This is a genomic window from Formosa sp. Hel1_33_131 (assembly GCF_001735745.1).
In the GTDB taxonomy this organism is placed as follows: Bacteria; Bacteroidota; Bacteroidia; order Flavobacteriales; family Flavobacteriaceae; genus Hel1-33-131.
Genome location: NZ_CP017260.1, coordinates 1,296,107 through 1,318,797 on the forward strand (window position 1 = coordinate 1,296,107; position 22,691 = coordinate 1,318,797).

General features: G+C 38.2%; 23 protein-coding genes. 16 read left to right on the plus strand and 7 right to left on the minus strand.

Going from position 1 to position 22,691, the window contains the following annotated elements; translation table 11 throughout:
* Positions 1-5 precede the first annotated feature (5 nt).
* The 8 genes from FORMB_RS05855 to FORMB_RS05890 all read left to right on the plus strand — a co-directional run bounded on the left by FORMB_RS05855 (position 6) and on the right by FORMB_RS05890 (position 9,366).
* Positions 6-1,676, plus strand: a complete 1,671-nt coding sequence (locus tag FORMB_RS05855) for a hypothetical protein (protein ID WP_069676563.1) — start codon at positions 6-8, stop codon at positions 1,674-1,676.
* Complete coding sequence (locus FORMB_RS05860) at positions 1,676-2,674, plus strand: vWA domain-containing protein (protein WP_069676564.1); 999 nt, start codon at positions 1,676-1,678, stop codon at positions 2,672-2,674. Before FORMB_RS05855 ends, FORMB_RS05860 begins: the two co-directional genes overlap by 1 nt.
* Positions 2,675-3,712 (plus strand): vWA domain-containing protein, encoded by a 1,038-nt coding sequence (locus FORMB_RS05865; protein ID WP_069676565.1) that lies wholly within the window; start codon positions 2,675-2,677, stop codon positions 3,710-3,712. It abuts the gene before it with no gap.
* The gene (locus FORMB_RS05870) at positions 3,709-4,587 is read left to right on the plus strand and encodes a tetratricopeptide repeat protein (RefSeq protein ID WP_231925573.1); all 879 of its coding nucleotides are present in this window, start codon (positions 3,709-3,711) and stop codon (positions 4,585-4,587) included. Before FORMB_RS05865 ends, FORMB_RS05870 begins: the two co-directional genes overlap by 4 nt.
* A 3-nt stretch (positions 4,588-4,590) precedes the next feature.
* On the plus strand, positions 4,591-6,345 hold the full coding sequence (locus tag FORMB_RS05875) for a BatD family protein (RefSeq protein WP_069676567.1): 1,755 nt from the start codon (positions 4,591-4,593) through the stop codon (positions 6,343-6,345).
* A 4-nt stretch (positions 6,346-6,349) separates the two neighbouring features.
* The gene (locus FORMB_RS05880; RefSeq protein ID WP_069676568.1) at positions 6,350-7,096 is read left to right on the plus strand and encodes a tetratricopeptide repeat protein; all 747 of its coding nucleotides are present in this window, start codon (positions 6,350-6,352) and stop codon (positions 7,094-7,096) included.
* A 50-nt stretch (positions 7,097-7,146) separates the two neighbouring features.
* Positions 7,147-7,461, plus strand: a complete 315-nt coding sequence (locus FORMB_RS05885; RefSeq protein ID WP_069676569.1) for a hypothetical protein — start codon at positions 7,147-7,149, stop codon at positions 7,459-7,461.
* Between the two features lie 63 nt (positions 7,462-7,524).
* Positions 7,525-9,366 carry a SulP family inorganic anion transporter gene (locus tag FORMB_RS05890; protein WP_157498080.1) on the plus strand — a complete coding sequence of 614 codons (1,842 nt, stop codon included), beginning with the start codon at positions 7,525-7,527 and terminating at the stop codon, positions 9,364-9,366.
* Positions 9,367-9,374: 8 nt separating this feature from the next.
* On the opposite strand, the gene FORMB_RS05895 is transcribed toward FORMB_RS05890, so the two are convergent.
* The gene (locus FORMB_RS05895; RefSeq protein WP_069676571.1) at positions 9,375-9,908 is read right to left on the minus strand and encodes a CvpA family protein; all 534 of its coding nucleotides are present in this window, start codon (positions 9,906-9,908) and stop codon (positions 9,375-9,377) included.
* 103 nt (positions 9,909-10,011) lie between these two features.
* Here FORMB_RS05895 and FORMB_RS05900 point away from each other — a divergent pair, with 103 nt between their 5' ends.
* From FORMB_RS05900 to FORMB_RS05910, 3 genes are read left to right on the plus strand one after another with little or no spacing between them, the layout of a single operon-like run.
* Positions 10,012-10,368, plus strand: coding sequence for a hypothetical protein (locus tag FORMB_RS05900; RefSeq protein WP_069676572.1), 357 nt, complete (start codon positions 10,012-10,014; stop codon positions 10,366-10,368).
* Positions 10,369-10,402: 34 nt separating this feature from the next.
* Positions 10,403-11,422: a phenylalanine--tRNA ligase subunit alpha gene (gene pheS / locus FORMB_RS05905; protein WP_069676573.1), complete on the plus strand. Its 1,020-nt coding sequence runs from the start codon at positions 10,403-10,405 to the stop codon at positions 11,420-11,422.
* A gap of 9 nt (positions 11,423-11,431) precedes the next feature.
* On the plus strand, positions 11,432-11,827 hold the full coding sequence (locus FORMB_RS05910; RefSeq protein ID WP_069676574.1) for a hypothetical protein: 396 nt from the start codon (positions 11,432-11,434) through the stop codon (positions 11,825-11,827).
* 2 nt (positions 11,828-11,829) lie between these two features.
* Here the strand turns inward: FORMB_RS05910 and FORMB_RS05915 are convergent, their stop codons facing one another.
* Positions 11,830-12,831: an NAD(P)H-dependent glycerol-3-phosphate dehydrogenase gene (locus tag FORMB_RS05915; RefSeq protein WP_069676575.1), complete on the minus strand. Its 1,002-nt coding sequence runs from the start codon at positions 12,829-12,831 to the stop codon at positions 11,830-11,832.
* Positions 12,832-12,897: 66 nt separating this feature from the next.
* Positions 12,898-13,674 (minus strand): hypothetical protein, encoded by a 777-nt coding sequence (locus FORMB_RS05920; RefSeq protein WP_069676576.1) that lies wholly within the window; start codon positions 13,672-13,674, stop codon positions 12,898-12,900.
* Between the two features lie 157 nt (positions 13,675-13,831).
* Between FORMB_RS05920 and FORMB_RS05925 the strand changes: the two genes are divergently transcribed.
* Together FORMB_RS05925 and alr are read left to right on the plus strand one after the other, a co-directional pair.
* Positions 13,832-14,479: a thymidine kinase gene (locus FORMB_RS05925; RefSeq protein ID WP_069676577.1), complete on the plus strand. Its 648-nt coding sequence runs from the start codon at positions 13,832-13,834 to the stop codon at positions 14,477-14,479.
* On the plus strand, positions 14,472-15,581 hold the full coding sequence (alr, locus tag FORMB_RS05930) for an alanine racemase (protein WP_069677914.1): 1,110 nt from the start codon (positions 14,472-14,474) through the stop codon (positions 15,579-15,581). Before FORMB_RS05925 ends, alr begins: the two co-directional genes overlap by 8 nt.
* Positions 15,582-15,599: 18 nt before the next feature.
* Here alr and FORMB_RS05935 read toward each other — a convergent pair whose 3' ends face one another.
* Complete coding sequence (locus FORMB_RS05935) at positions 15,600-15,902, minus strand: type II toxin-antitoxin system RelE/ParE family toxin (protein ID WP_069676578.1); 303 nt, start codon at positions 15,900-15,902, stop codon at positions 15,600-15,602.
* Positions 15,899-16,141, minus strand: a complete 243-nt coding sequence (locus tag FORMB_RS05940; protein ID WP_069676579.1) for a type II toxin-antitoxin system ParD family antitoxin — start codon at positions 16,139-16,141, stop codon at positions 15,899-15,901. Before FORMB_RS05940 ends, FORMB_RS05935 begins: the two co-directional genes overlap by 4 nt.
* 213 nt (positions 16,142-16,354) lie before the next feature.
* Between FORMB_RS05940 and FORMB_RS05945 the strand changes: the two genes are divergently transcribed.
* From FORMB_RS05945 to FORMB_RS05955, 3 genes are all read left to right on the plus strand, one after another.
* Positions 16,355-17,341 (plus strand): aspartate-semialdehyde dehydrogenase, encoded by a 987-nt coding sequence (locus FORMB_RS05945; protein ID WP_069676580.1) that lies wholly within the window; start codon positions 16,355-16,357, stop codon positions 17,339-17,341.
* Between the two features lie 8 nt (positions 17,342-17,349).
* A complete protein-coding gene (locus FORMB_RS05950) occupies positions 17,350-18,261 on the plus strand; it encodes an ABC transporter ATP-binding protein (protein ID WP_069676581.1) in 912 nt (303 codons plus the stop codon).
* A gap of 95 nt (positions 18,262-18,356) precedes the next feature.
* Entirely contained in the window at positions 18,357-19,286 is a 930-nt protein-coding gene (locus FORMB_RS05955; protein ID WP_069676582.1) for an SPFH domain-containing protein, read from the plus strand.
* Between the two features lie 151 nt (positions 19,287-19,437).
* On the opposite strand, the gene FORMB_RS05960 is transcribed toward FORMB_RS05955, so the two are convergent.
* Both FORMB_RS05960 and FORMB_RS05965 read right to left on the minus strand, forming a co-directional pair.
* On the minus strand, positions 19,438-20,331 hold the full coding sequence (locus FORMB_RS05960; RefSeq protein WP_069676583.1) for an anti-sigma factor: 894 nt from the start codon (positions 20,329-20,331) through the stop codon (positions 19,438-19,440).
* Positions 20,332-20,605: 274 nt separating this feature from the next.
* On the minus strand, positions 20,606-22,636 hold the full coding sequence (locus FORMB_RS05965) for a glutamine--tRNA ligase/YqeY domain fusion protein (protein WP_069676584.1): 2,031 nt from the start codon (positions 22,634-22,636) through the stop codon (positions 20,606-20,608).
* Positions 22,637-22,691: the final 55 nt, after the last annotated feature.

Genomic DNA, 22,691 nt, shown 5'->3' on the forward strand with positions numbered 1-22,691 from the left:
AATACATGAAGATAGATATCACCATAAAACACCGCTCCATTCAAAATTTACTTTTGAGTGTTTGCTGTATGCTCTTTTCTCTTGTGGGCTATGGGCAAGTGTACTCTAGTATCGATTCGACTGCTATAAAAATTGGTGCTGAATTATTTTATAAAATACAAGTAAAAACAGACTCCACCACACTCGTGGTATTCTCAGAAGAACAAACGTTTCAGCCCCTTGAAATGATCAACAGTTACGCAATTGATACTACCAAAAAAGAGGGGTATTATCAACTGACAAAGACTTATGGTCTGACTCAATTTGATTCTGGAGTTTATACCATTCCAAAACAAAAAATCATTATTGGAGACAAGGTCTTTTTTACAGATTCTTTACAAGTACAAGTAAATACGGTGATAGTCGATACGACTAAGCAAAAGCTTTTTGATATCAAACCACTTATCGCAGTTGAAAAACATCGCTCGGGTATATGGGGGACGCTTGCGCTTATTCTACTTATATTATCACTCGTCGGCGGTGTATTATACTGGTTTATTTGGCGCAAAAAACCATTGACCGAAGCCGAAAAAATTGCAGCGCTCCCACCTTATGAGCGTGCCAAACTAGCCCTTGAAAAATTAGATGAAGAGCGTTATTTTGAAAATGAAGAGGTTAAAACGTACTATTCCGATCTGACTTTAATTTTGAGACAGTACCTCGATGAAAAGGTGTACGAACAATCACTTGAAAGTACAACAGACGAATTGGTGACACGTTTAAAAACACTGGAGGCCGCCAATCAAATCACGCTAAGTAAAGATACCATTCGGAATATAGAAACCATTTTGAAACGTGCCGATTTGGTGAAATTCGCCAAATCCAAACCCGATTTTCAACTCGCAAAACTCGACAAAAGTACCATCGAACTAGAAATTGATCATGTAAAAGACGGGCTTCCGGAGCCTACCGAAGAAGAGTTACTGAAAGATTTGGAATACCGTGAGGCACTCGCGCGTCAACAAAAGCGCAAAAGAATCAAACAAATTGTAGCCATCGTTGTTGGAGTCCTTTTAATCACACTAACAGCACTTGTGATCCGCTCTGGTTTTACAAAAGTCAAAGACACGGTCTTGAGAAATCCTAGTAAACTATTGTTAGAAAAAACTCCTTGGGTAACCAGTGAATATGGCGCGCCAGGTATTACCCTTTCAACACCCGAAGTTTTAGAACGTCAGACTGTTGAACTGCCTGAAGAAATGAAAGGTAAAGTTCAAATGATCGCCTTTGCATACGCTGGAATCGACAAACCGATAGATGTGGTTGTAAACAGTTCTAAGTTTGCTGCAAAACCAGATGAAAACGGCGAAGAAAAAGAAGTTCCCATTGATGTCCTAAAAGTGGCAGAAGGGGTCTTGGATACCTTTGAAGAAAAGGGCACGAAAAACATAACCACACGCAACGAACAGTTTATAACACCCAACGGGCAGGAGGGAGTTAAAACCTTTGGAACCGCAGAGTTTCTTATAGAGGACAAACTGATAAAAGGGGAATACATCATTTTAGGATTTTCGACACCCAATTTATTACAACAAGTGATATTGACTTGGAAAGAGGAGGATGTATATGCTGATCAAATGATAGAGCGTATTCTAAATTCTATCGAACTAATTAAACTAACAGAAGACGAAAAGTAATGTTTAACGGAATCGATTTTACTCAAAAAGAATTTTTATGGCTGCTGCTATTAGTCCCTGTCTTGGTCTTTTGGTATGTACTGAAACTCAAAAAACAGACGGCTCAATTAAGCATTTCAAGTGTGCAGGGTTTTCAAAGAAATACCATTTGGAGTACGCTAAAACATACTTTATTTGGACTCAGAATGGCAGCGATTGTTTTGGTGGTTTTGGGCCTTGCGCGACCTCAAACGGTTGATGTGTCTTCCAAAACAAAAACAACCCGAGGCATTGACATCGTCATGGCGATAGATGTTTCTGCGAGTATGTTGGCAAAAGATTTAAAGCCCAATCGGCTTGAAGCCCTAAAAAATGTGGCTGCTGACTTTATCAAAGGGCGTCCCAACGACCGAATTGGGCTTGTAGAATATGCGGGTGAAAGCTACACAAAAACACCGATTACTAGCGACAAGAGTATTGTGCTTCAATCGTTAAGAGATATAAAATACAATACCATAATCACGGGGGGGACCGCCATTGGAATGGGGCTTGCAACCGCCGTAAATCGCATCAAAGACAGCAAGGCAAAAAGTAAAATAATCATTCTTTTGACAGATGGCGTGAACAACGCTGGGTTTATAGACCCTCAAACGGCCAGTGAATTAGCGGTTGAATATGGCATTAAAACATACACCATCGGATTGGGAACTAATGGGATGGCGTTGTCTCCAATTGCCATTCGAAATGGGGTGTTTCAGTACGGAAAAGTTCAAGTGGAAATTGATGAAGAACTCTTAAAAGAAATTGCGGAGGTCACTGGCGGAAAATACTTTAGAGCAAACAACAATCGGAAATTAAAGGAAATTTATAAAGAGATTGACAAGCTCGAAAAAACGGAAGTAGAAGAATTTAAGTTTTATAATTATGAAGAAAAATTTAGACCTTTAATTTGGATCGCCCTAGGTGTATTGTTGTTTGAGTTTTTATTGCGATTTACAATATTTAGAAGTTTTATTTAGATGTATCAATTAGAAGAAAAAATATGGTTTTGGCTGCTGCTCATCATCCCCGTGATGGTGGTGGTATTTCTGTGGACACTTCTCTGGAAAAAACGCGTTCAGAAAAAGTTTGGAAACACAAGTACCCTCAAACGGCTCAGTCCAGATCAGTCCGTATTTAAATCGGTACTTAAATTTTGTGTACTGTCCCTTTCTATAGGGTGTTTTGTGATTGCTTTGGTAAATCCAAAAATTGGCACAAAACTTGAGACCATCAAACGCGAAGGCGTCGATATTGTTTTTGCTATTGACGTTTCAAAAAGTATGCTTGCGGAAGATGTGGCACCCAATCGATTGGAAAAATCCAAACAGTTGGTTACACAAATTATAAATAATTTGGCAAGTGATCGCATTGGGATTATTGCATACGCTGGAAAAGCATTCCCGCAACTGCCGATTACAACAGATTATGGCACGGCAAAAATGTTTTTGCAAAGCATGAATACCGATATGCTCTCCTCGCAAGGAACTGCGATTGATGAAGCCATTCAGTTGTCGCGAAATTATTTTGATGATGAAGAACAAACCAATAGAGTATTGGTCATCATTTCTGATGGAGAGGATCATAACGACCTCAGCGTAGAGGTTGCTGAAGCAGCTTCTGAAGAAGGTATCAAAATATACACCATTGGAGTTGGAAGTGAAAAAGGAGGGCCAATTCCACTGAAACGAAATGGGGTGGTAATGAGTTATAAAAAGGATAAAAATAACGAGACAGTTATTACAAAACTTAATACGGAAACCTTGAAGCTAGTTGCTGCAGAGGCAAAAGGAGAATATATAGACGGCAACACCACTGCGGCAGTGGTGGAACAAATTCGTGACATTTTGAATAAGATGGACAAAAAAGAGTTTGAAGCCAAAGAATTTGCTGAATACAAAGATCAATTTCAATGGTTTTTAGGATTTGGCTTGTTTTTTTTAATTTTGGATATTTTATTTTTAGAACGAAAAACAGCTTGGCTGAAACGCCTCAATTTATTTAACGAAAACCTATGAAGTACTTAAATAACATACTGAAAAATCTGGGGTTTGAACCCCGTCAATCGATGCCCGTTTTGAGTTCTTACGCCTTCGTATTATTGTTTTTTCTGTTGACATTTACCGGTTCTGCTCAAGAAGTAGATCTTCAATTGTCTGAATCCAATGATTATGTATTTGAAGGAAATTCAATCGTGGAGGAAGATTTTATAGAAGCCGAAAAAAAATACCGCTTGGCAGTTTCAACAAAACAAAATAACGCCACAGGCTCTTTTAACTTAGGAAATGCCTATTACAATTCTGAGCTTTATGACGAAGCACTGCTGCGCCATTTAGAAGCTGTAGAGAACAGCAGTTCAAAAACTGAAAAACACAAGGCGTATCATAATATTGGTAATATTTTAATGCAACAAAAACAATGCAAAGAAGCCGTTTCAGCTTTTAAAAATGCCTTAAGAAATAACCCTTCAGACGATGAAAGTCGCTATAATTTAGCGCTTGCTCAAGAATGTGCCAAAGAACAAGGCGACGGCGATGGTGACGACGAGGACAAGGATAAAGATAAGGACGAGAACAAAGACGAGAAAGACGACAGCGACGAGAAAAAAGATAAGGACGAGAAAAACAAAGACAAAGGGGGCGAAGACGAAGACAAAAACGAAGGAGACGATAAGGAAGATGAAGACGGAAAACCCAAAGACGACAAAGGAGATCAGAAAAATAAAGACCCTAAAGATGACAAGGGTCAACCGCAGCAACAGCCTGGAAAACTATCTCCACAACAAGTAAAAAATTTACTTGAAGCGATGAATAATGAAGAGAAAAAAGTGCAAGAAAAAATGAATGCTTCTAAAACAAAAGGCGTTAAAGTTAAAACAGAAAAAGACTGGTAAGGAATGAAACTGAAACTATTTTTACTTACATTTTTCGTGTCCGGAATACTTTCGGCACAGGTATCCTTTGATGCAAAAGTGAGTAAAAAACAACTCGGGATCAATGAGCGTCTTCGAGTCGATTTTACTATGAACACAGACGGGGATGATTTTGAACCGCCCAGTTTTCAAAACTTTACAGTGGTTGGTGGGCCCAGTCAATCCATCAATAATTCTTGGATAAATGGAACGCGGTCGTTTTCAAAAAGTTATAGTTATTTTTTAGCACCCAAAAAACGAGGAGATTTTACTATTGGTCAGGCCACCATTGAAATTGATGGAAAAATCTATAAAACCCTTCCAATAAAAATTACGGTCACCGCCGCAATTGACAAGCCTAAGGATCCCAACGACCCTGACTATATTGCTTCAGAAAAAATTCACTTGGTCGCTGAGGTTTCAAACACAAATCCGTATTTAAACGAAGCAATAACGGTGGTTTACAAACTTTATGTCGCTCAGAACACTGGTGTAAGAAACTGGCGAGAAATAGACAATCCGAGGTACGGTGATTTTTGGAGTCAAAACATTGATGTGAAGAGCGTGAACATTCAGAACGGCACTTATAAAGGGGAGGAGTACCGCTATGTGATCCTTAGAAAAACCGTTTTGTACCCTCAAAAAACAGGAAAATTAACTATTGAGCCGTTACCTCTTGATGTAACTGTTGAAGTTCCATCACAAAGGCGTGATGTTTTTGGAAGAAGTTTTATGAGCACGGTGAATAGAACCGTCGCAAGTGGGAATCGAACGATTAATGTAAAACCCCTCCCTGAAAATGGAAAACCAGAAGATTTTTCTGGAGCCGTTGGAAGTTTTAATTTTAAACTAACAACCAATAAACAAACACTAAAGGCTACCGAAGCGCTTGAATTAAAAGTTAGTGTCTCAGGAAAAGGCAATTTAAAACTCTTCAGACTTCCAAAATTGGTACTTCCTAGCGCACTAGAAGTCTATGAGCCTGAGCATTCCGAAAACGTAAAAACGAGAACCTCGGGCATGCAAGGAAGCATTAGCGACACCTATACGGTCGTACCCAACTATCAAGGAAGTTATCCGATTCCTAACGTCTCTTTTTCTTATTTTGATTTAAAAACAAAACGCTATAAAACATTAACTTCAGAACGGCTCATTATAGAGGTCAATGAAGGCCCAGTGAGCGCAAATAATAATACTTCAGGAGTCGTCACAGAAAATGTCATTACTCAAAATTTGAATCAATTTAGTTCCTTCAAAACAACGACCACTTTGCTGCCGATTCAGTCCAAGCCTTTTTTTAACTCCAACTTGTTTTGGCTCTTATTGTTAGCCCCTTTCTTATTAATTCCACTTATTATGTTATTGGTTAGAAACCGAATGACACGCGCCTTGGATGTGAGTGGAAATAAAATTCGGAAAACAAATCGATTGGCACGAAAATATTTAAGTGCCGCAAAAAAATCCTTAGGTAAAAAAGAACAGTTTTATAACGCACTTGAACGGGCGCTTCACAATTATTTGAAATCAAAATTACGCTTAGAAACCAGTGAGTTTAATAAAGAAAAGATCGAAGAATTGCTGGGAGATAAAAGTGTAAACAGTGACACCTTAGAGGGGTTTATGTCTCTTTTAACTTCTTGCGAGCTGGCAAGATACACCCCGCTTTCTACGGTTGACATGCAAAATGATTATGGAAAAGCCGCCAGTGTAATTAATGCTTTAGACAAACAATTAAATTAAACAGATGAAGAAATTTCTTATTTTTTGGTTGATGTGTTTCGTTGGTTTTTCACAAACTACAGAGTCGTTTAAGCAAGCCAATGACCTTTACAATTCTGGCTACTATAAAGAAGCCATCGATCGGTATGACTCTATATTAGAATCGAATCAGCATTCTGCGGAGCTCTATTTTAATCTTGCCAACTGTTATTATAAATTAAATGAAATTGGCCCGAGTATCTTTTATTATGAAAAAGCGCTACAGCTGTCTCCAGACGATACGGACATTATAAACAACTTGGGCTATGCGCAAAAAATGTCCATTGACGCCATTCAAGAAGTTCCTGAAAGTGGGGTTTCAAAATTTTTAAATAAAACCCTCAACAGCTTAAGTGTGGACGGTTGGGCTACCCGAAGCGTAGGCTTGGTCTTTCTTTTTGTGTTTTTATTTTTAGGGTACTACCTTTCTCACTCAGAGGCTAAAAAACGTGTATTTTTTATTTCAAGCAGTCTGGTTTTAATCTTACTATTTATATCTCTAAGTTTATTATTTAAAAAAGACAGCTTTGACAACAGCACCCATCCAGCGATTGTTTTTGCCAAGGAGACAGAAGTGAGAGCGGAGCCAAACCTTAGAGCAGAAACGTCCTTTACTCTCCATGAAGGCACCAAGGTTTTGGTGATTGAGGATTATAATGAAGACTGGTCAAAAATAAAATTACTCAATGGCGAAACGGGTTGGATGGCGAGTTCGGAGTTAAAAGCGCTCTAATAAAAATATAAAATTTCATTTCATTTTTTATTCTATCTTTACAATTATCTATGAAATTAATGAATATCACAAAATATTTTTCTTTTTTCTGTTCTCTGTTTTTTCTACTTAATATCATAGGTCCAACACTTGTACTTCTGAATTCAAATGATGAGGTGTCAACGGTTGTCATTTCACTAGAACAAGAAACTGAAACAAAAGACATCGAAGATGTTAAGGAGTTTACGGAGCTTGATTTTAATAAAACGCACTCTCAAGATGCGCATTCATTTATAACACAGCAATCGTTATCCTTTGTATTTTATAATAAGGCTCTAAGAGAAACTCATTTAGAAAACACATCACCCCCTCCAAAATTTATATAGATTACATTCTGTATCTACAAACAAAGAGCTTCTCTTTGTGAATTTCAATCTAATATTATTACAATGAAACAATTTTTTTCAAACATAAAAGGCGATGCTTTTGGTGGCATCACCGCAGGAGTCGTCGCATTACCATTAGCATTAGCTTTTGGAGTCTCTTCTGGATTAGGTCCTAGCGCAGGTCTTTACGGCGCAATTTTTATTAGCTTTTTTGCAGCCCTTTTTGGCGGTACCAACACTCAAATATCAGGCCCTACGGCACCAATGACCGCCGTGAGTATGGTCGTCATTTCTGGAATTATCGCCGCGAATGATGGCGATTTATCAATTGCTCTCCCTGCCATATTAACTGTGTTTTTAATCGCGGGACTTTCTCAAATTGGCCTAGGAGTTTTGGGATTAGGGAAGTACATTAAATACATTCCTTACCCCGTAGTTTCTGGCTTCATGACGGCCATTGGGGTTATTATTTTACTAACTCAAATTTTACCCTCGCTTGGTTACAACCCAAAAGAAGACTTGCAATATGTGAATCAATTTAAGGCACAAGCCGAAGAAGTGATTCTTGAAAATATTTTAAAAGATGAAGCTGGAGACGGCATCTTAGTGTTAGAAGATTTCACAGAAACCATCGATCGTGCTTCTTTAATATCGCAAGACGATATCCAAAAAGAATCTGAAATATTAGCTGCTAAGAGTGCCTCGGGAACAATCGGTGCGCTAAAATTAATGCCAAGAGCACTTCAGGATATCAATTGGTTGGAGCTGTTGCTGGCTTTGGGTACGATTCTTATTATTTATGGCTTTAAACGCATTACAACCGTAGTCCCTAGTACGCTGGTCGCTTTGGTGGTCATGTCTGGAATCGCCATCGTCTTTGGATTGAATTATAAACCCATCGAAGAAATTCCTAGCGGATTGCCCATTCTTCAATATGAAATTTTTACTAAATTTAAATTAGCGACCATTACGCCTTATATTTTCACAGGGTTTACGCTCGCGCTGTTAGGTGCTATTGACTCCTTACTTACTAGTATCGTAGCGGATAATATGACCAAAACAAAGCACAACCCAAACAAGGAGCTTATTGGGCAGGGAATTGGAAACAGTATTGCGTCTATGTTTGGAGGGATTCCAGGCGCAGGAGCCACCATCAGAACGGTTGTAAACATAAACTCTGGGGGGAAAACAAAACTCTCTGGTATGATCGCCGGCGTAATGTTGTTATTTGTTTTATTGGCCTTAGGTCCTATCGCTTCCAAAATTCCTACCGCAGTACTCTCTGGGATTTTAATAACCGTAGGGATTGGTGTGATGGACTATAAAGGTCTGAAAGCAATTCCTTCCTTACCAAGAGACCTGTCGTTTGGGCCGTTCAAATTAAGTTCTGAGGTATTAATCATGCTCGTAGTATTGTTACTCTCTACGTTTTGGGATTTGATTTTCGCTGTGGGAATTGGCTTGATTATCGCTTGTTTAATGTTTATGAAAAAAATTGGCGATTTGACTTCGGAGTATTCCGATGTGAAGGTCTTAAAAGAAAAATCGTGGCCAGATGAGAAAAACTTTCCAGAGCACTTAAAAGAGTCTGTGTTTATCAAACACATCAAAGGACCTTTGTTTTTTGGATCGACCTCTGATTTTCAGCAATTGTACAAACAGATTCCAGACTCTGCAAGGACTGTAATTTTGCGTTTGGAACGTATGCAGTATATGGATCAATCTGGGCTTTATGCCATGGAGGACATGATTCAGGAGCTGCAAACAAAGAAGGTAGAAGTACTGTTTGTAAACCTATTAAAACAACCTCGCTATATGATGGAACGGATTGACATCATCCCAGATTTTATTCCGGAAGCACATATTTATGATAGTTTTGAAGCCTGTATTAACGAGTTGTCTTAGGCTTAAAATCACTTCGCCTCTTCAGGAGAATTAAGAATATTCGGGAGCTCTAGTGGTATTTCTTCATTTATAAAATTTGGAAAAATCATGGGAGCTAACGACTTTACTGGGTTGTAAAGTATGGACGTTTCGATCTCTTCATCGGAGACAAAAGGTATGGTTTTATTTAAAGTGTTAAAAATCAACAAAAGGATGCTGAGGATTAAAGCAATTTTTAAACCTCCAAAAAGGCCTCCTAGTAATTTGTTTAGAATTCCTAAGGATGCAAAATCGGCAAGCTTGGTCAGTGCTTTACCTGCAAGTGAGATCACCAATACAATCACCACAAATGTAATCGCGAAAGCTGTGATGTTTATTGTTTTTTCGCCCCATTCAAAACGGTCAGATAAAAATTCCGCTGCATAATTACTAAAATGTACGGCACCATACACCCCCACTAATAATGCGAGTAAAGAAGTGACCTCCACAAAAAAACCTTTAGAGAGCCCTTTGATTAATCCGTAAAGAATAAATGCGCCTAAAATAATATCAATGATCGCCATGGTGTTTAATTTAATTGATTTTTCAAAATTAACAATGATTCCTAACTTAACAACTCAAATGTTTCGTTTCTATTTTAATACACCCTAAATTTACGAAATAATTATGGCTCGAGACGAAGAACTTAAAAAACGATGGGAAGAGGTGGTTGAAAAACTGTCCTCTCAATTTGCGGATGGCGATCCTTTAGACCTAGATGGGATTATCTATCTCATTGGTGTACAGGAACTTGGGCAGCTACACCGAACCTTTAAAAAAGATGAAAAACTCAACCTGATGCACATTGCAATCTGTCGACTTTTAGAGCCCTACGGCTACTATGTGTTTGACTATTTCGATGAACAAGGTTGGCCACATTATACCATAAAAGAAGCCTTGCCAAATCTAAAGGCTGGCGAACAAAGTATTCTGATGAAGGATGCGATTGTAAACTATTTTATTGAGGCGGAGTTTATTAGTTAAGTTTTCTTAAATTTGGCCATTATTTAATTTTATCATGATAGAAAAGATCCATAAACTTATAGAAGAGGCTGAAGCGTTTTCGACACAATCTTTAGAAGAACTAGAAGTATTTCGTATTAAGTTTCTTGGGAAAAAAGGACTTTTGAATGATTTGTTTGCAAGCTTTAAAGAGGTTCCAAATGAACAAAAAAAGGACTTTGGACAGGCCATCAATAAATTAAAGAGTGCTGCACAAGAAAAGGTAAATTCCTTAAAGGCGTCCTTAGAAAACACCACAAGTGATGCATCTCTTTTTGGCGATTTGTCACGTCCCGGCGAGCCTTTTAATATTGGTGCTAGACATCCAATTTCATTGGTAAAAAATCAAATTATTGATATTTTCTCGAGAGTTGGATTTAATGTAAGTGAGGGACCAGAAGTTGAAGATGATTGGCATAATTTTACAGCACTAAACTTACCGGAGCATCATCCCGCAAGAGATATGCAGGACACGTTTTTTATACAAACAGATCCAGATGTATTATTACGAACGCATACCAGTTCGGTACAAGTGCGTTATATGGAAAATAACCAACCGCCCATTCGTACCATTTCTCCGGGAAGGGTCTATAGAAATGAAGCTATTTCGGGGCGTTCACACTGTTTTTTCCACCAAGTAGAGGGCTTGTATATTGACAAAAATGTCAGCTTTGCAGACCTGAAGCAAACACTCCAATATTTTACAACGGAGCTTTTTGGGAAATCAAAAATCAGACTACGACCTTCTTATTTTCCGTTTACAGAACCGAGTGCAGAGGTGGATGTGTACTGGGGGTTAGAAACCGAAACAGACTACAAAATGACCAAAGGAACTGGCTGGTTAGAAATTATGGGCTGTGGAATGGTAGATCCGAATGTGCTTGAAAATTGTGGCATTGACTCCAAAGAATATTCTGGTTTTGCCTTTGGTATGGGAATCGATAGAATCGCATTGCTCTTACACCAAATTAGCGATATCCGATTGTTAAGTGAAAATAATATGCGCTTTTTAGAGCAATTTAAAAGTGCTTTGTAAACTTTTATTTTGAAAAAAGATATCCTGATTCCAGAAGTAAAAGACGTATATATCGCCGTTGTGCATGAGTATAATGACACCTACAAGGTCTATGATTGGAATGCGTACATCATCAACGATAAATCCGTAGATTTAGAAATGGTGATTATTGTAACCAAAGGTTATTCTGAAGACAAAAAAACGGCCACTTTTAGAAAAAAAATTGAGGCACTTCCCGCTAAAAGTTACACAAAAATTGAGATGCTTCTAGAAGATGTTTTGTCAATAAACAACCTTTTTAATGTCTCATTTTTTGAAGATAATAAACTGTTTGAAAAAGCATTTGAATTCAGAAAAAACACGATTAACGAAAACGCACTTCAACAAATTCCACTCATGAAGCTAAAAGGGGTTTTAAAATCTTAAACCTAACTCAGTTTTTCTGTTAGTTTTTTAAACGCTTTTTTGGGGTTTTTGTGCATGTATAAGACTTCATAAACGGTATCAATAATTGGGGTTTGAGCCGGTGTTTCCTTACCTTGATTGATCTCATAAGCACTTTTTGTAGCATAATACCCTTCGGCAATCATGCTCATTTCCATTTGTGCAGATTTTACGGTGTAGCCTTTGCCGATCATGTTTCCAAACATTCTATTTCTAGAAAACAAGGAGTAGCACGTCACCAATAGATCCCCCAAATAAACCGTCTCATTAATGTTCCGTTTCATTTTATGGGCTTTTTTAATGAATCGTTTCATCTCGCGTGTGGCGTTGCTCATTAATACACTTTGAAAATTATCTCCGTATCCTAAGCCGTGCGCCATTCCAGCGGCAATGGCATAAATATTTTTGAGCATGGCCGCAAATTCTGCGCCCACAACATCGTCATTTGTACTCGTTCTTATGTAGTTACTCGAAAACTGATCGGCAATAGTACTCGCGATGTCAAGGTCTGCGCAAGCAATTGTAATGTAAGAAAGACGCTCTAAAGCAACTTCCTCAGCATGGCAGGGCCCTGCTAAAACAACAATATTATTTAAATCAACACCGTGTTTCCGATGAAAATGTTCGCCTACTAAAAGTCCAGATTCCGGAATAATTCCCTTGACGGCTGACATAATTATTTTAGAAGAAATATCAATCGTTAATTTTTGAAGTTCACTTTCTATAAATGCGGATGGAATCGCAAAGATTAATACATCGGCATAGTCGGCCATTTTATTGATATCGGCATCAATATAAAGTTGATCGGTATTAAATTCGACAGAGCTCAAATAAGAAGGATTGTGCTCTTCGGAGAGAATATGGTCAATGGTTTGTTGTTTTCGTACATACCACCCTACTTGCTCACGGTTTTCACAAAGCATTTTCACAATTGCTGTGGCCCAACTTCCACTTCCAAAAACTGCGTATTTTAAATCTGAAGACATTTAGATAGTGTTTTAGCGGTCAAAAGTACTAAAAATAATACGTTCTCAGCTGTGATGCGATAAGGCTTACTTAAATTTATTTTCTATAATTTCCAAAAATCGGGCTTCCATTTCTTCTTGGTCCTCCCAGTTCTTATAGTCTGGCTTGATGATGGAGTCTAATAAGTGTGTTGCCTCCTCATACGAATCTAAGGTGCTCAATTGAGACAACACCCGCTCATAATCTTCATTGCTATTTTCAAATAAATTTTTAACAAAGGCGAGTCGGTCGTTTAAACCGATTTGAAATCCTTGTGTTTTTAGTTGATCATTTAAAGAGGCTTGTGCTGGCTCGGGCTCCACAGCATCAAAAATTGGAAGCTGCGCATAACTTGGTGACAACTCATTTAGATCGAATTCAATCGCTTCTTGCGGATCTTCTGGTTCTGGTTCCTGTACTTCTTCCTCTGGCTCCTTTGGTTCATTTATAGCGTCTATAATTGTGTCAACTTCTATGGTTTCTTCTGGCATTTGAGCGACCATGTCTTTAATTTTTTCGATCGCTGGCTCCATAATAGACTCCTCTTCCTCGGTATCTATGTTCACAAATGTTTTGTCGGCAACCTCAACTGAATCTGTAACGGTATTATTAAACGCCCCTTCAAGTGAGTTGAAAAATGAAGCGTCCATTCCAACCAAATCTGGTGCTTCACCATCATGATTATTTTCTATAAACTTTAAAATGGTGATTTTTTGATACAACAACGCAATTTCAGATTGCATTTTTTCAAGGTCTTCTCTCCCTGTAAGTTTAAGGATTCTATGAGCGATACTTATTAATTCCGACTCTAGTTTCTTTTTCATGATGTTCTATTAATTTGTTTATACCCGTTTTTAAGTGCTTGTAAACTCTATATTAATGACATTTTATAACTTTTAAATTTATACTTTTGATTTTTAATAAATTTATGTCACCTTTATAAAAACGAAAGTAAATTTCGTTTGGTGTTAAAATTACAAAATGTTTCTCGAAAATACAGTAAACCCTAAAGAACAATTTGGTTGGATCGAAGTCATCTGCGGATCGATGTTTTCTGGAAAGACTGAAGAATTAATTCGTCGCTTACGACGGGCTCAATTTGCCAAGCAAAAAGTTGAGATTTTTAAGCCTGCCATTGATGTGCGTTACGACGATGAAATGGTGGTGTCTCACGATGCCAATGAAATTCGTTCTACGCCCGTACCTTCCGCTTCCAACATCCCGCTTTTAGCAGATGGATGCGATGTGGTTGGTATTGATGAAGCGCAATTTTTTGATGATGAAATTGTAAACGTGTGTAACGCCCTTGCCAATAAAGGCATTCGGGTGATTGTTGCGGGTCTGGATATGGACTTTAAAGGAAACCCTTTTGGGCCGATGCCAAATTTGATGGCAACCGCAGAATATGTTACCAAAGTGCACGCTGTGTGTACGCATACAGGAAATTTAGCCCAGTACAGCCATCGTAAATCTAAAAATGACAATCTGGTTCTTTTGGGCGAAGTTGATGAATATGAGCCACTCAGTCGAGCCGCTTACTATAAAGCACTCCTAAAAGAAAAGTTGCAAGACATGGATGTTGTAAACCCAACCGATGTTGACACCAACAAAAATAACTCAAATGCCTAAAGTCACAGAAACCACTTTAGAAATTAACTTGGCTGCTTTAAAGCATAATTTTGAATTCCTAAAATCAAAACTCCAAAATAACACACTATTTTTGGCAGTCGTCAAAGCATTTGCTTACGGCAGTGACGCTGTGGTGGTCGCTAAGTGTCTTCAAAAATTGGAGGTAGATTATTTTGCAGTCGCCTATATCAATGAAGGAGTTGCGCTGAGAAAAGCAGGAATCACAACCCCTATTTTAGTGCTGCATCCTCAGGTGAGTAATCTGAATCTCGCTATAGAACATTGTTTAGAGCCTAGCTTATATACCTTAAAAATACTGCAAGCGTTTGAGCGTGTGGCGCATCAACGCAATCAAAAAAATTATCCTGTTCATATTAAATTTAATACCGGTTTAAATCGTCTCGGGTTTGAAGCAAATGAACTCGATTTGGTTGTAGAAGAGTTATCGAAAACCAGCACTTTAAAAGTGAAATCCGTATTTTCTCATTTAGCGGCAAGTGAAGATTTAGAAGAAAAGGCATTTACTTTAGGTCAGATTAATCTTTATAAATCCCTTTCTACAAGCTTTATTGAAAAGCTAGGATGCCCCGTTATCCGGCATTTGTGTAATACCTCGGGGGTACTCAATTATCCCGAAGCACATTTTGACATGGTGCGTTGTGGAATTGGCTTATATGGGTATGGCAACACTGATAAAGAGGCTCAAAATTTCCAACCAATAGCGACCTTAAAATCTGTGATTTCACAAATACACCTTGTTACAAAAGGGAAAAGTGTGGGATATAACCGAGGCTTTATAAGTCCTGAAGGTTCAAAAATTGCAACCATTCCTATTGGTCATGCCGACGGAATTGGAAGGCATTTTGGTCATGGCGTAGGCATTGTGGAGATTGGTTCTAAAAAAGCGCCTATTGTGGGAAATGTGTGTATGGATATGATTATGGTGGATGTGTCAGATATTGAGTGTAACGAAGGGGATGAGGTGGTGTTCTTTGGCCCTGAATTCTCAGCGGAAACAAGTGCCGCGGCAGCAAACACCATTTCTTACGAACTCATTACAGGAATCTCTCAGCGTGTGAAGCGTGAGGTCTTGGACGTATAAGAAGTACGGAATCGTTTTTTATTTCAATCGTTTCTTTACATCCATTCTTTGATGTAGAATTCTGACGATTTCAACAATTTCATTTTCAAATTTTCTGTAAAAAATTAGATGGGATTTAATTTTCGTCACTCTGTAATTTTTTCTGGTTTGCTCCGACGGTTTTCCAATCAAATAGTTATCAGCAATAAATTCAATCTCTTCGATTATCAAGTCATAATATCGATCCGCTTGCTTTTTAGACCATTTACGAAGTGTATAAATCCATCTCGCATTCAAATCCTCAATGGCTTGTTTGCTAATTCGGTATTTGGTAGTGCTCATAAATGTTGCCGATGTAATTCGGTTAAATTTTGATTTGAATCAAAATCATCTACAAACCCACTTTGTTCTCCTATTTCAAGAGCCTTAATCAATTCTCTTTCTTTTCTATCTTCTGATTCCAACATTCGTAATGCGGAACGAATAACCTCGCTTACAGAACTGTACCTGCCAGATTTTACTTCACCATTTATAAATTCTTCAAAATGATTTCCGAGTGATATGGATGTGTTTTTTCCCATTTGACTTATAATTTAATTAAATATACCTAATCTTGGTAACACCGCCAAATTGCAAATAGTTTTAATCTACAATGCATTAGGGATTTACTAAAAAAATAGACCTTTTTAACGAAATTCACAAAGACAAATAAATTCGTTCTTCTTTTTTAATTTTACTTCTTTTATTCTCGGTTTATTTACTAATTTTATCGTCTTAATTAAAGACCTGAAATTATGAAAATTGCAGTTGTAGGAGCTACCGGAATGGTAGGTGCCGTTATGTTAAAATTACTCGAAGAACGTCAGTTTCCACTTACGGAACTTATTCTTGTAGCTTCGGAGCGTAGTGTTGGTAAAAAAATAAGCTATAAAGGAGTTGACCACACGATTGTGGGGCTTGCGACGGCTGTTGAAATGCGTCCGGACATCGCTATTTTTTCTGCAGGTGGAGAGACTTCTCTTGAATGGGCTCCAAAATTTGCTGAGGCTGGAACGATGGTTATCGATAACTCTTCTGCCTGGCGAATGGATCCCACAAAAAAATTAATTGTTCCAGAAATTAACGCCTCCATTTTAACAGCGGACGATAAAATTATAGCCAACCCAAACTGTTCAACAATTCAATTGGTGATGGCATTATCGCCACTCCATGATAAATATAAAATGAAACGCGTGGTTATTTCTACCTACCAATCTGTTTCTGGGTCGGGTGCCAAAGCTGTTCAGCAGTTAGAAAACGAAATCAATGGTGTTAAAGGCGAAATGGCATATCCTTACCCCATAGGAAGAAATGCCTTGCCACACTGTGATGTGTTCCTTGAAAATGGATATACAAAAGAAGAAATGAAATTGGCAATGGAGCCACAAAAAATATTAGACGATCACTCCTTTGCAATTACAGCCACAGCGGTTCGAATTCCTACCGCAGGTGGGCACTCTGAATCTGTAAATGTGCAGTTTGAAACCGATTTTGAACTTCAAGAAGTCCGCGCCATTCTGAGTCAATCAGACGGGGTGACGGTTCAAGATAATACCGATACAAATACGTACCCAATGCCTATATACGCAAACGGAAAAGATGATGTTTTTGTGGGACGTATCCGACGTGATGAAACACAAGAAAACTCCTTGAATCTATGGATTGTTTCAGACAATTTACGAAAAGGTGCTGCGACAAATACCATTCAAATTGCAGAATATTTAGTGGCTCATATTTTATAGCGACTTAGATGCTTTCAATCACCAATGTCTCTTTTCGGTATAATGAACGTGCGGTCTTAAATGCCGTTTCTGCCCGCGTTCATAGCGGAGATTGTTTGGCTATTGTAGGAGAAAGTGGCTCTGGAAAAAGTACGCTTCTTAAGCTTATCTTTGGTCAAATGGATGTCGATGGTGGTACAATCTTCTGGAAAGACCAAGCTATTTTAGGGCCTAAAAACAAACTTGTTGTAGGGCATGATTTTATGAAGTATGTGGCACAGGAATTTGACTTGATGCCCTATACAAGTGTTTTCGAAAACATCGGCGATCATCTTTCTAATTTTTATCCAGATGAAAAAAAAGCACGGGTCAAAGAATTGATTGAGGTGGTAGAATTAGAAGGGTTTGAAAACACAAAAGTGCAGTTTTTGAGTGGAGGTCAAAAACAACGTGTTGCCTTGGCAAGGGCTATTGCAAAACGCCCTGAAATTATTCTTTTGGACGAACCTTTTAGTCATATCGATAATTTCAAAAAACAATCGTTAAGGCGTAATTTATTTGACTATTTAAAAACAAATAATATCGCTTGTGTGTTGGCAACACATGATAAAAATGATGTGCTTTCGTTTGCAGATCAAATGATGGTACTTCATGGCGGGAGTGTTTTGGTCACAGAGAGCCCAAGCAATATCTATTCCGACCCAAGGCATCCGCTAGTTGCTGCTTTTTTTGGCGAATACAGCAACATTAACGGCGAATTCTATTATGCACATCAAATCACTTTGGTGGACGATAGTCTTCTTAAAGCAACTGTCAAACACAGCTTCTATAAGGGGCATTATTACTTGATTGAAGCAGACCTCAACGGAGTGCTCGTTTGTTTTAAAAATGCGACCGCTCTCAAAGAAGGTTCGGTGGTTTCATTAACGTTAAAGCGTTAAGGAGGTTATTTTAACTCTGGAACATTTCGGTTTATCAATTTAAAATATTAAATTACAACTCTAAGTCTAATTAAGTCTAATTAAAATTTTAAACTATGTCATTCTTTTTACTCCCCTTTGTTATTTTAGGATTAATTATTTTGTTTGCCGCATTTTTCACGGTCAAGCAACAAACCGCTGCCATTATTGAACGTTTTGGAAAATTTCACAGCATTCGACAATCTGGTCTCCATTTAAAAATTCCTTTAATTGACCGTATTTCTGGTCGTTTAAGTTTAAAAATCCAACAGCTGGATGTCTTAATTGAAACCAAAACATTGGATGACGTATTTGTGCGCCTCAAGGTTTCTGTTCAATTTAAAGTAATTCGTGAAAAAGTATATGATGCTTTTTATAAGTTAGATTATGCCCACGATCAAATCACTTCGTATGTATTTGATGTGGTAAGAGCAGAAGTGCCAAAAATGAAGCTCGATGATGTCTTTGTTAAAAAAGATGATATTGCCATTGCTGTCAAATCAGAGCTAAACCAAGCCATGATGGATTATGGGTATGACATCATAAAAACCTTGGTAACGGACATTGATCCAGATGCTCAAGTTAAGGAAGCGATGAACCGAATTAATGCCTCTGAACGTGAAAAAATAGCCGCTCAATTTGAAGGAGATGCCGCCCGTATTTTGATTGTTGAAAAAGCAAAAGCGGAAGCTGAAAGCAAACGTCTTCAAGGTCAAGGAATTGCTGATCAGCGTCGTGAAATTGCACGTGGTTTAGAAGAGTCTGTTGAGGTCTTAAATAAAGTGGGAATCAATTCTCAAGAAGCATCTGCTTTAATTGTTGTAACACAGCATTATGACACCCTTCAATCAATCGGACAAGAAACAAACAGTAACCTTATATTATTACCAAATTCTCCACAAGCAGGCAGTAATATGTTGAACGATATGGTAGCGAGTTTTACGGCAAGCAACCAAATTGGTGAAGCCATGAAAAATGGACCTAAGAAAATTCTTCCTAAGAAATAATTTGTCTTTTAGATATTAAAAAGAGGCTGTCTAAAAAGCTACATTTTGTCAATCTGAACTAGTTTCAGATTCTGAAATAAATTCAGAATGACAGGTTTTCATACTTTTTAGACAGCCTCTTTTTTATTAGGAATAAATCGCTCTAACGCATTTATCTCATCACTGAACCACTAGGGTTAGATGCTGCAGCATTGTTTCCCATTGAAAGTGAGGTGTGTTGCATTGCATTAGCCGGAATCATTGCGACTAACGGTTTTAGCAAAAATGGATTTGGACTGTTATCTGGGTCAGGCTCTACAGAAATGACCACTTTTTGTCCTGACAAATCTGTAGGAAACGTAAGTCCTGCGGGGGCTCCTATTAAAAAATCTTCTCCTGGAACTGGAGGCGCTGTCTCCATTCCACTAAAGCCACTAAAATCATCTGCTCCCGTAACAGTGGTGAACTTTCCTGTAGAAACAGGTGTTGTTCCGATAACTGCCCAACCTTCATATTTCCAGCCTGTTGGCAAAGTTGGAAGTGTTAGTCCTGGCGCTGGCATCATTGGGGCTGGAAATTGTACCCACCAAACACCACTTTTCTCATTTGTGGAATCCATATCCGTTGGTGAGGCAAGGAAATATTTTCCTGTTGCCCCTGTAAAGTCAGTCCCCAATGCTGACTGGTGATTTGTAGAAACAGTCGCCGAAGTGGCGTTATTGGTGAAATCGCCTGCTAAAATATGCACACTACTTGGAGCTGTATTTGGATCGGGATTTGGCTCAATTGTAAGTACATAAGAAAGGGCATTAGAAAGCGTGTTTGTGTTCACAGAAAAGCTTGTTTTGGATAATACACCAGAAGCATTTACAGAAAACGTGCCTGCTGAAACAGGTCCACTTTCCAAAATAAGCCAGCTTTCGTAAACATAACCAGATCCTAAATCTTCAAGGCCTGTAAGGTTTAGTGTCAAATTTTTGGTGTCGTCATCATCGTTAGAACTACAACTAATTACGGTTGTAAATCCGAAGATGAGCATTAAAAAATAAAGTGTCTTGTTTCTCATAAGTATTAAGTATTAAGTTAAGTAATGCCTACTCCTGTTTAATCGTCTTTTTTCGGCTTGGTTCGACGGAACTATTTGGTTTAAAATGAATAAATTTAGAGCACGTTTAATTAAACGTTTCACTACTAAATCAATTACCGTGCCAAAAACCTTTATTTAGAGAAAATCAGATAGATCTTATTATTTAAAACAATGGTGAGTAGAATTGACAAAACACAACCGAAGAGGGTTGTGTTTTATGAAATTAGAAAATAGGGGTATTAAAAATAGATATTTAAATTTGGCCTGCAGCCTCGCTTAACAAGGGATGAGCGTCTGTCTTTGAGGTCGCTATAAAAGTGTTTATTTGATCATTTTTTTCTAGGCCGTTATCTAAAAGTACTTTTAACGTAAGTGCTACCGCTATGCGGGTTCCTACTTTTTTGGCTGCTGTATTAAATAAAGGCTCTAAATCTTCATAAGACACTTCTTTAGCTAGCAATTGAATCTCTGCTTTTACTTTTGGTTGTTTCGCTTCTGGAAGGTTTGTGTACTTTTTTCCGAGCTGTTTAATAACATCAATTGCTTTTCGTTTTGGAGCTTGGGAGGTCGGTTGCAGATTGGTGGATTGGGTTTGCTTTGGTTCTTTTTTGGTCCAGGCGTCTCTTAAGCCTACCGTTTTATTAAACACCAAGTTTGTTTCCGTGCTGTCTTTATCTACATTGAAATAGCCAATGCGTTGAAATTGAAATTGTTCTCCAACAGTTGCATTTTTAATATGTGGTTCGATAAATGCTTTTCTAACTTTTAAGGATTCTGGATTCACAAAAGTTGAAAAATCTTCTGTTTGGCCGTCGGGTGCTTCGTGCAAAAACAAACGGTCATATTCTCGTACTTCTGCTTCCACAGCATGCGCAGTGGACACCCAGTGCAAGGTTCCTTTAACCTTACGGAGACTTTCGGGGGTTCCGCTGCCGCTTAAACTTTTTGGATCATAAGTACAGTGGATTTCTAAGATTGCGCCATTAGCGTCTTTTACAACGCTTTCTGCTTTTATAATAAAGGCGTTTTTGAGTCGCACTTCTTTTCCAAGGGAAAGTCTAAAATATTTACTGTTGGCTTCTTCTTTAAAATCATCACGTTCTATATAGAGCGTTCTTGAAAAGGGTACCGTTCGAGAGCCTGTGCCTTCATCTTCTGGATTGTTTTCTGCCTCCAACCATTCTTCTTTTCCTTCGGTGTAGTTTTGAATTACCAATTTGATCGGGTCTAAAACAGCCATAATTCGAGCTGCTTTTTTGTTGAGGTCTTCCCGTACACAAAACTCTAAAAGGGATACATCGATTATGTTATCGCGTTTGGCAACACCAACCTTATCTACAAAATTACGAATGGACGTTGGTGTGTAACCGCGACGTCTTAATCCTGAAATGGTAGGCATTCGCGGGTCATCCCACCCGTTTACTGTATTATCCTCAACCAGTTTTAATAACTTTCGCTTACTCATAATGGTGTAGCTTAAGTTTAAGCGTGCAAACTCACGTTGCTTTGGAACTAAAGGCAAAGAGTTGTTTTTATAATTAGAGACGATGTTTTTAAACCAATCGTATAAATCTCTGTGAGGCTTGAATTCTAATGAACATAAGGAGTGTGAAATCTGTTCTAAATAGTCGCTTTCTCCGTGGGTCCAATCATACATGGGATAAATACACCAAGTGGATCCTGTGCGGTGGTGATCGGCGTGTAGTATGCGATACATTAAAGGATCACGCATTAGCATATTGACATGTTTCATGTCTATTTTAGCTCTTAACACATGGGTTCCTGCTTTAAATTCGCCATTTTTCATTTGGTTAAAAAGCGCTAAATTTTCTTCGACAGAGCGGTTTCTAAACGGGCCATCTTCTCCGGGTTGGGTGGGCGTTCCTTTTTGAGTCGCCATGTCTTCACTGGATTGCGAATCGACATAGGCTTTACCGTCTTTGATCATTTCTATCGCCCAGGCGTGTAATTGCTCAAAGTAGTCTGACGAGTATACTTCTTTATCCCATTTGTAACCCAGCCAAGAAATATCTTCTTTGATGGCGTCTACATATTCCTGATCTTCCTTTGTGGGGTTGGTATCATCAAAACGTAAATTGACAGGTGCCTTATAGGTTTCACCCAAACCAAAACTAATTCCGATGGCTTTTGTGTGTCCTATGTGGAGGTAGCCGTTGGGTTCTGGTGGAAACCGAAAGCGCAGCTTGTTTTGTGGCAAGCCATTTTTTAAATCTTCTTCTACTATTTGCTCTAAAAAGTTAAGCGGTTTGTGCGTTTCTGACATAATAAAGTGTATTTCTTGGATAAATACATAGCAAAATTAATCAAATAAAAAGTTT

What these genes read in the sequence shown, in the direction of transcription:
- FORMB_RS05855 (WP_069676563.1), top strand. Translation starts at nt 6, where the DNA reads ATGAAGATAGATATCACCATAAAACACCGCTCCATTCAAAATTTACTT.
- FORMB_RS05860 (WP_069676564.1), top strand. Translation starts at nt 1,676, where the DNA reads ATGTTTAACGGAATCGATTTTACTCAAAAAGAATTTTTATGGCTGCTG.
- FORMB_RS05865 (WP_069676565.1), top strand. Translation starts at nt 2,675, where the DNA reads ATGTATCAATTAGAAGAAAAAATATGGTTTTGGCTGCTGCTCATCATC.
- FORMB_RS05870 (WP_231925573.1), top strand. Translation starts at nt 3,709, where the DNA reads ATGAAGTACTTAAATAACATACTGAAAAATCTGGGGTTTGAACCCCGT.
- FORMB_RS05875 (WP_069676567.1), top strand. Translation starts at nt 4,591, where the DNA reads ATGAAACTGAAACTATTTTTACTTACATTTTTCGTGTCCGGAATACTT.
- FORMB_RS05880 (WP_069676568.1), top strand. Translation starts at nt 6,350, where the DNA reads ATGAAGAAATTTCTTATTTTTTGGTTGATGTGTTTCGTTGGTTTTTCA.
- FORMB_RS05885 (WP_069676569.1), top strand. Translation starts at nt 7,147, where the DNA reads ATGAAATTAATGAATATCACAAAATATTTTTCTTTTTTCTGTTCTCTG.
- FORMB_RS05890 (WP_157498080.1), top strand. Translation starts at nt 7,525, where the DNA reads ATGAAACAATTTTTTTCAAACATAAAAGGCGATGCTTTTGGTGGCATC.
- FORMB_RS05895 (WP_069676571.1), bottom strand. Translation starts at nt 9,908, where the DNA reads ATGGCGATCATTGATATTATTTTAGGCGCATTTATTCTTTACGGATTA.
- FORMB_RS05900 (WP_069676572.1), top strand. Translation starts at nt 10,012, where the DNA reads ATGGCTCGAGACGAAGAACTTAAAAAACGATGGGAAGAGGTGGTTGAA.
- pheS (WP_069676573.1), top strand. Translation starts at nt 10,403, where the DNA reads ATGATAGAAAAGATCCATAAACTTATAGAAGAGGCTGAAGCGTTTTCG.
- FORMB_RS05915 (WP_069676575.1), bottom strand. Translation starts at nt 12,831, where the DNA reads ATGTCTTCAGATTTAAAATACGCAGTTTTTGGAAGTGGAAGTTGGGCC.
- FORMB_RS05920 (WP_069676576.1), bottom strand. Translation starts at nt 13,674, where the DNA reads ATGAAAAAGAAACTAGAGTCGGAATTAATAAGTATCGCTCATAGAATC.
- FORMB_RS05925 (WP_069676577.1), top strand. Translation starts at nt 13,832, where the DNA reads ATGTTTCTCGAAAATACAGTAAACCCTAAAGAACAATTTGGTTGGATC.
- alr (WP_069677914.1), top strand. Translation starts at nt 14,472, where the DNA reads ATGCCTAAAGTCACAGAAACCACTTTAGAAATTAACTTGGCTGCTTTA.
- FORMB_RS05935 (WP_069676578.1), bottom strand. Translation starts at nt 15,902, where the DNA reads ATGAGCACTACCAAATACCGAATTAGCAAACAAGCCATTGAGGATTTG.
- FORMB_RS05940 (WP_069676579.1), bottom strand. Translation starts at nt 16,141, where the DNA reads ATGGGAAAAAACACATCCATATCACTCGGAAATCATTTTGAAGAATTT.
- FORMB_RS05945 (WP_069676580.1), top strand. Translation starts at nt 16,355, where the DNA reads ATGAAAATTGCAGTTGTAGGAGCTACCGGAATGGTAGGTGCCGTTATG.
- FORMB_RS05950 (WP_069676581.1), top strand. Translation starts at nt 17,350, where the DNA reads ATGCTTTCAATCACCAATGTCTCTTTTCGGTATAATGAACGTGCGGTC.
- FORMB_RS05955 (WP_069676582.1), top strand. Translation starts at nt 18,357, where the DNA reads ATGTCATTCTTTTTACTCCCCTTTGTTATTTTAGGATTAATTATTTTG.
- FORMB_RS05960 (WP_069676583.1), bottom strand. Translation starts at nt 20,331, where the DNA reads ATGAGAAACAAGACACTTTATTTTTTAATGCTCATCTTCGGATTTACA.
- FORMB_RS05965 (WP_069676584.1), bottom strand. Translation starts at nt 22,636, where the DNA reads ATGTCAGAAACGCACAAACCGCTTAACTTTTTAGAGCAAATAGTAGAA.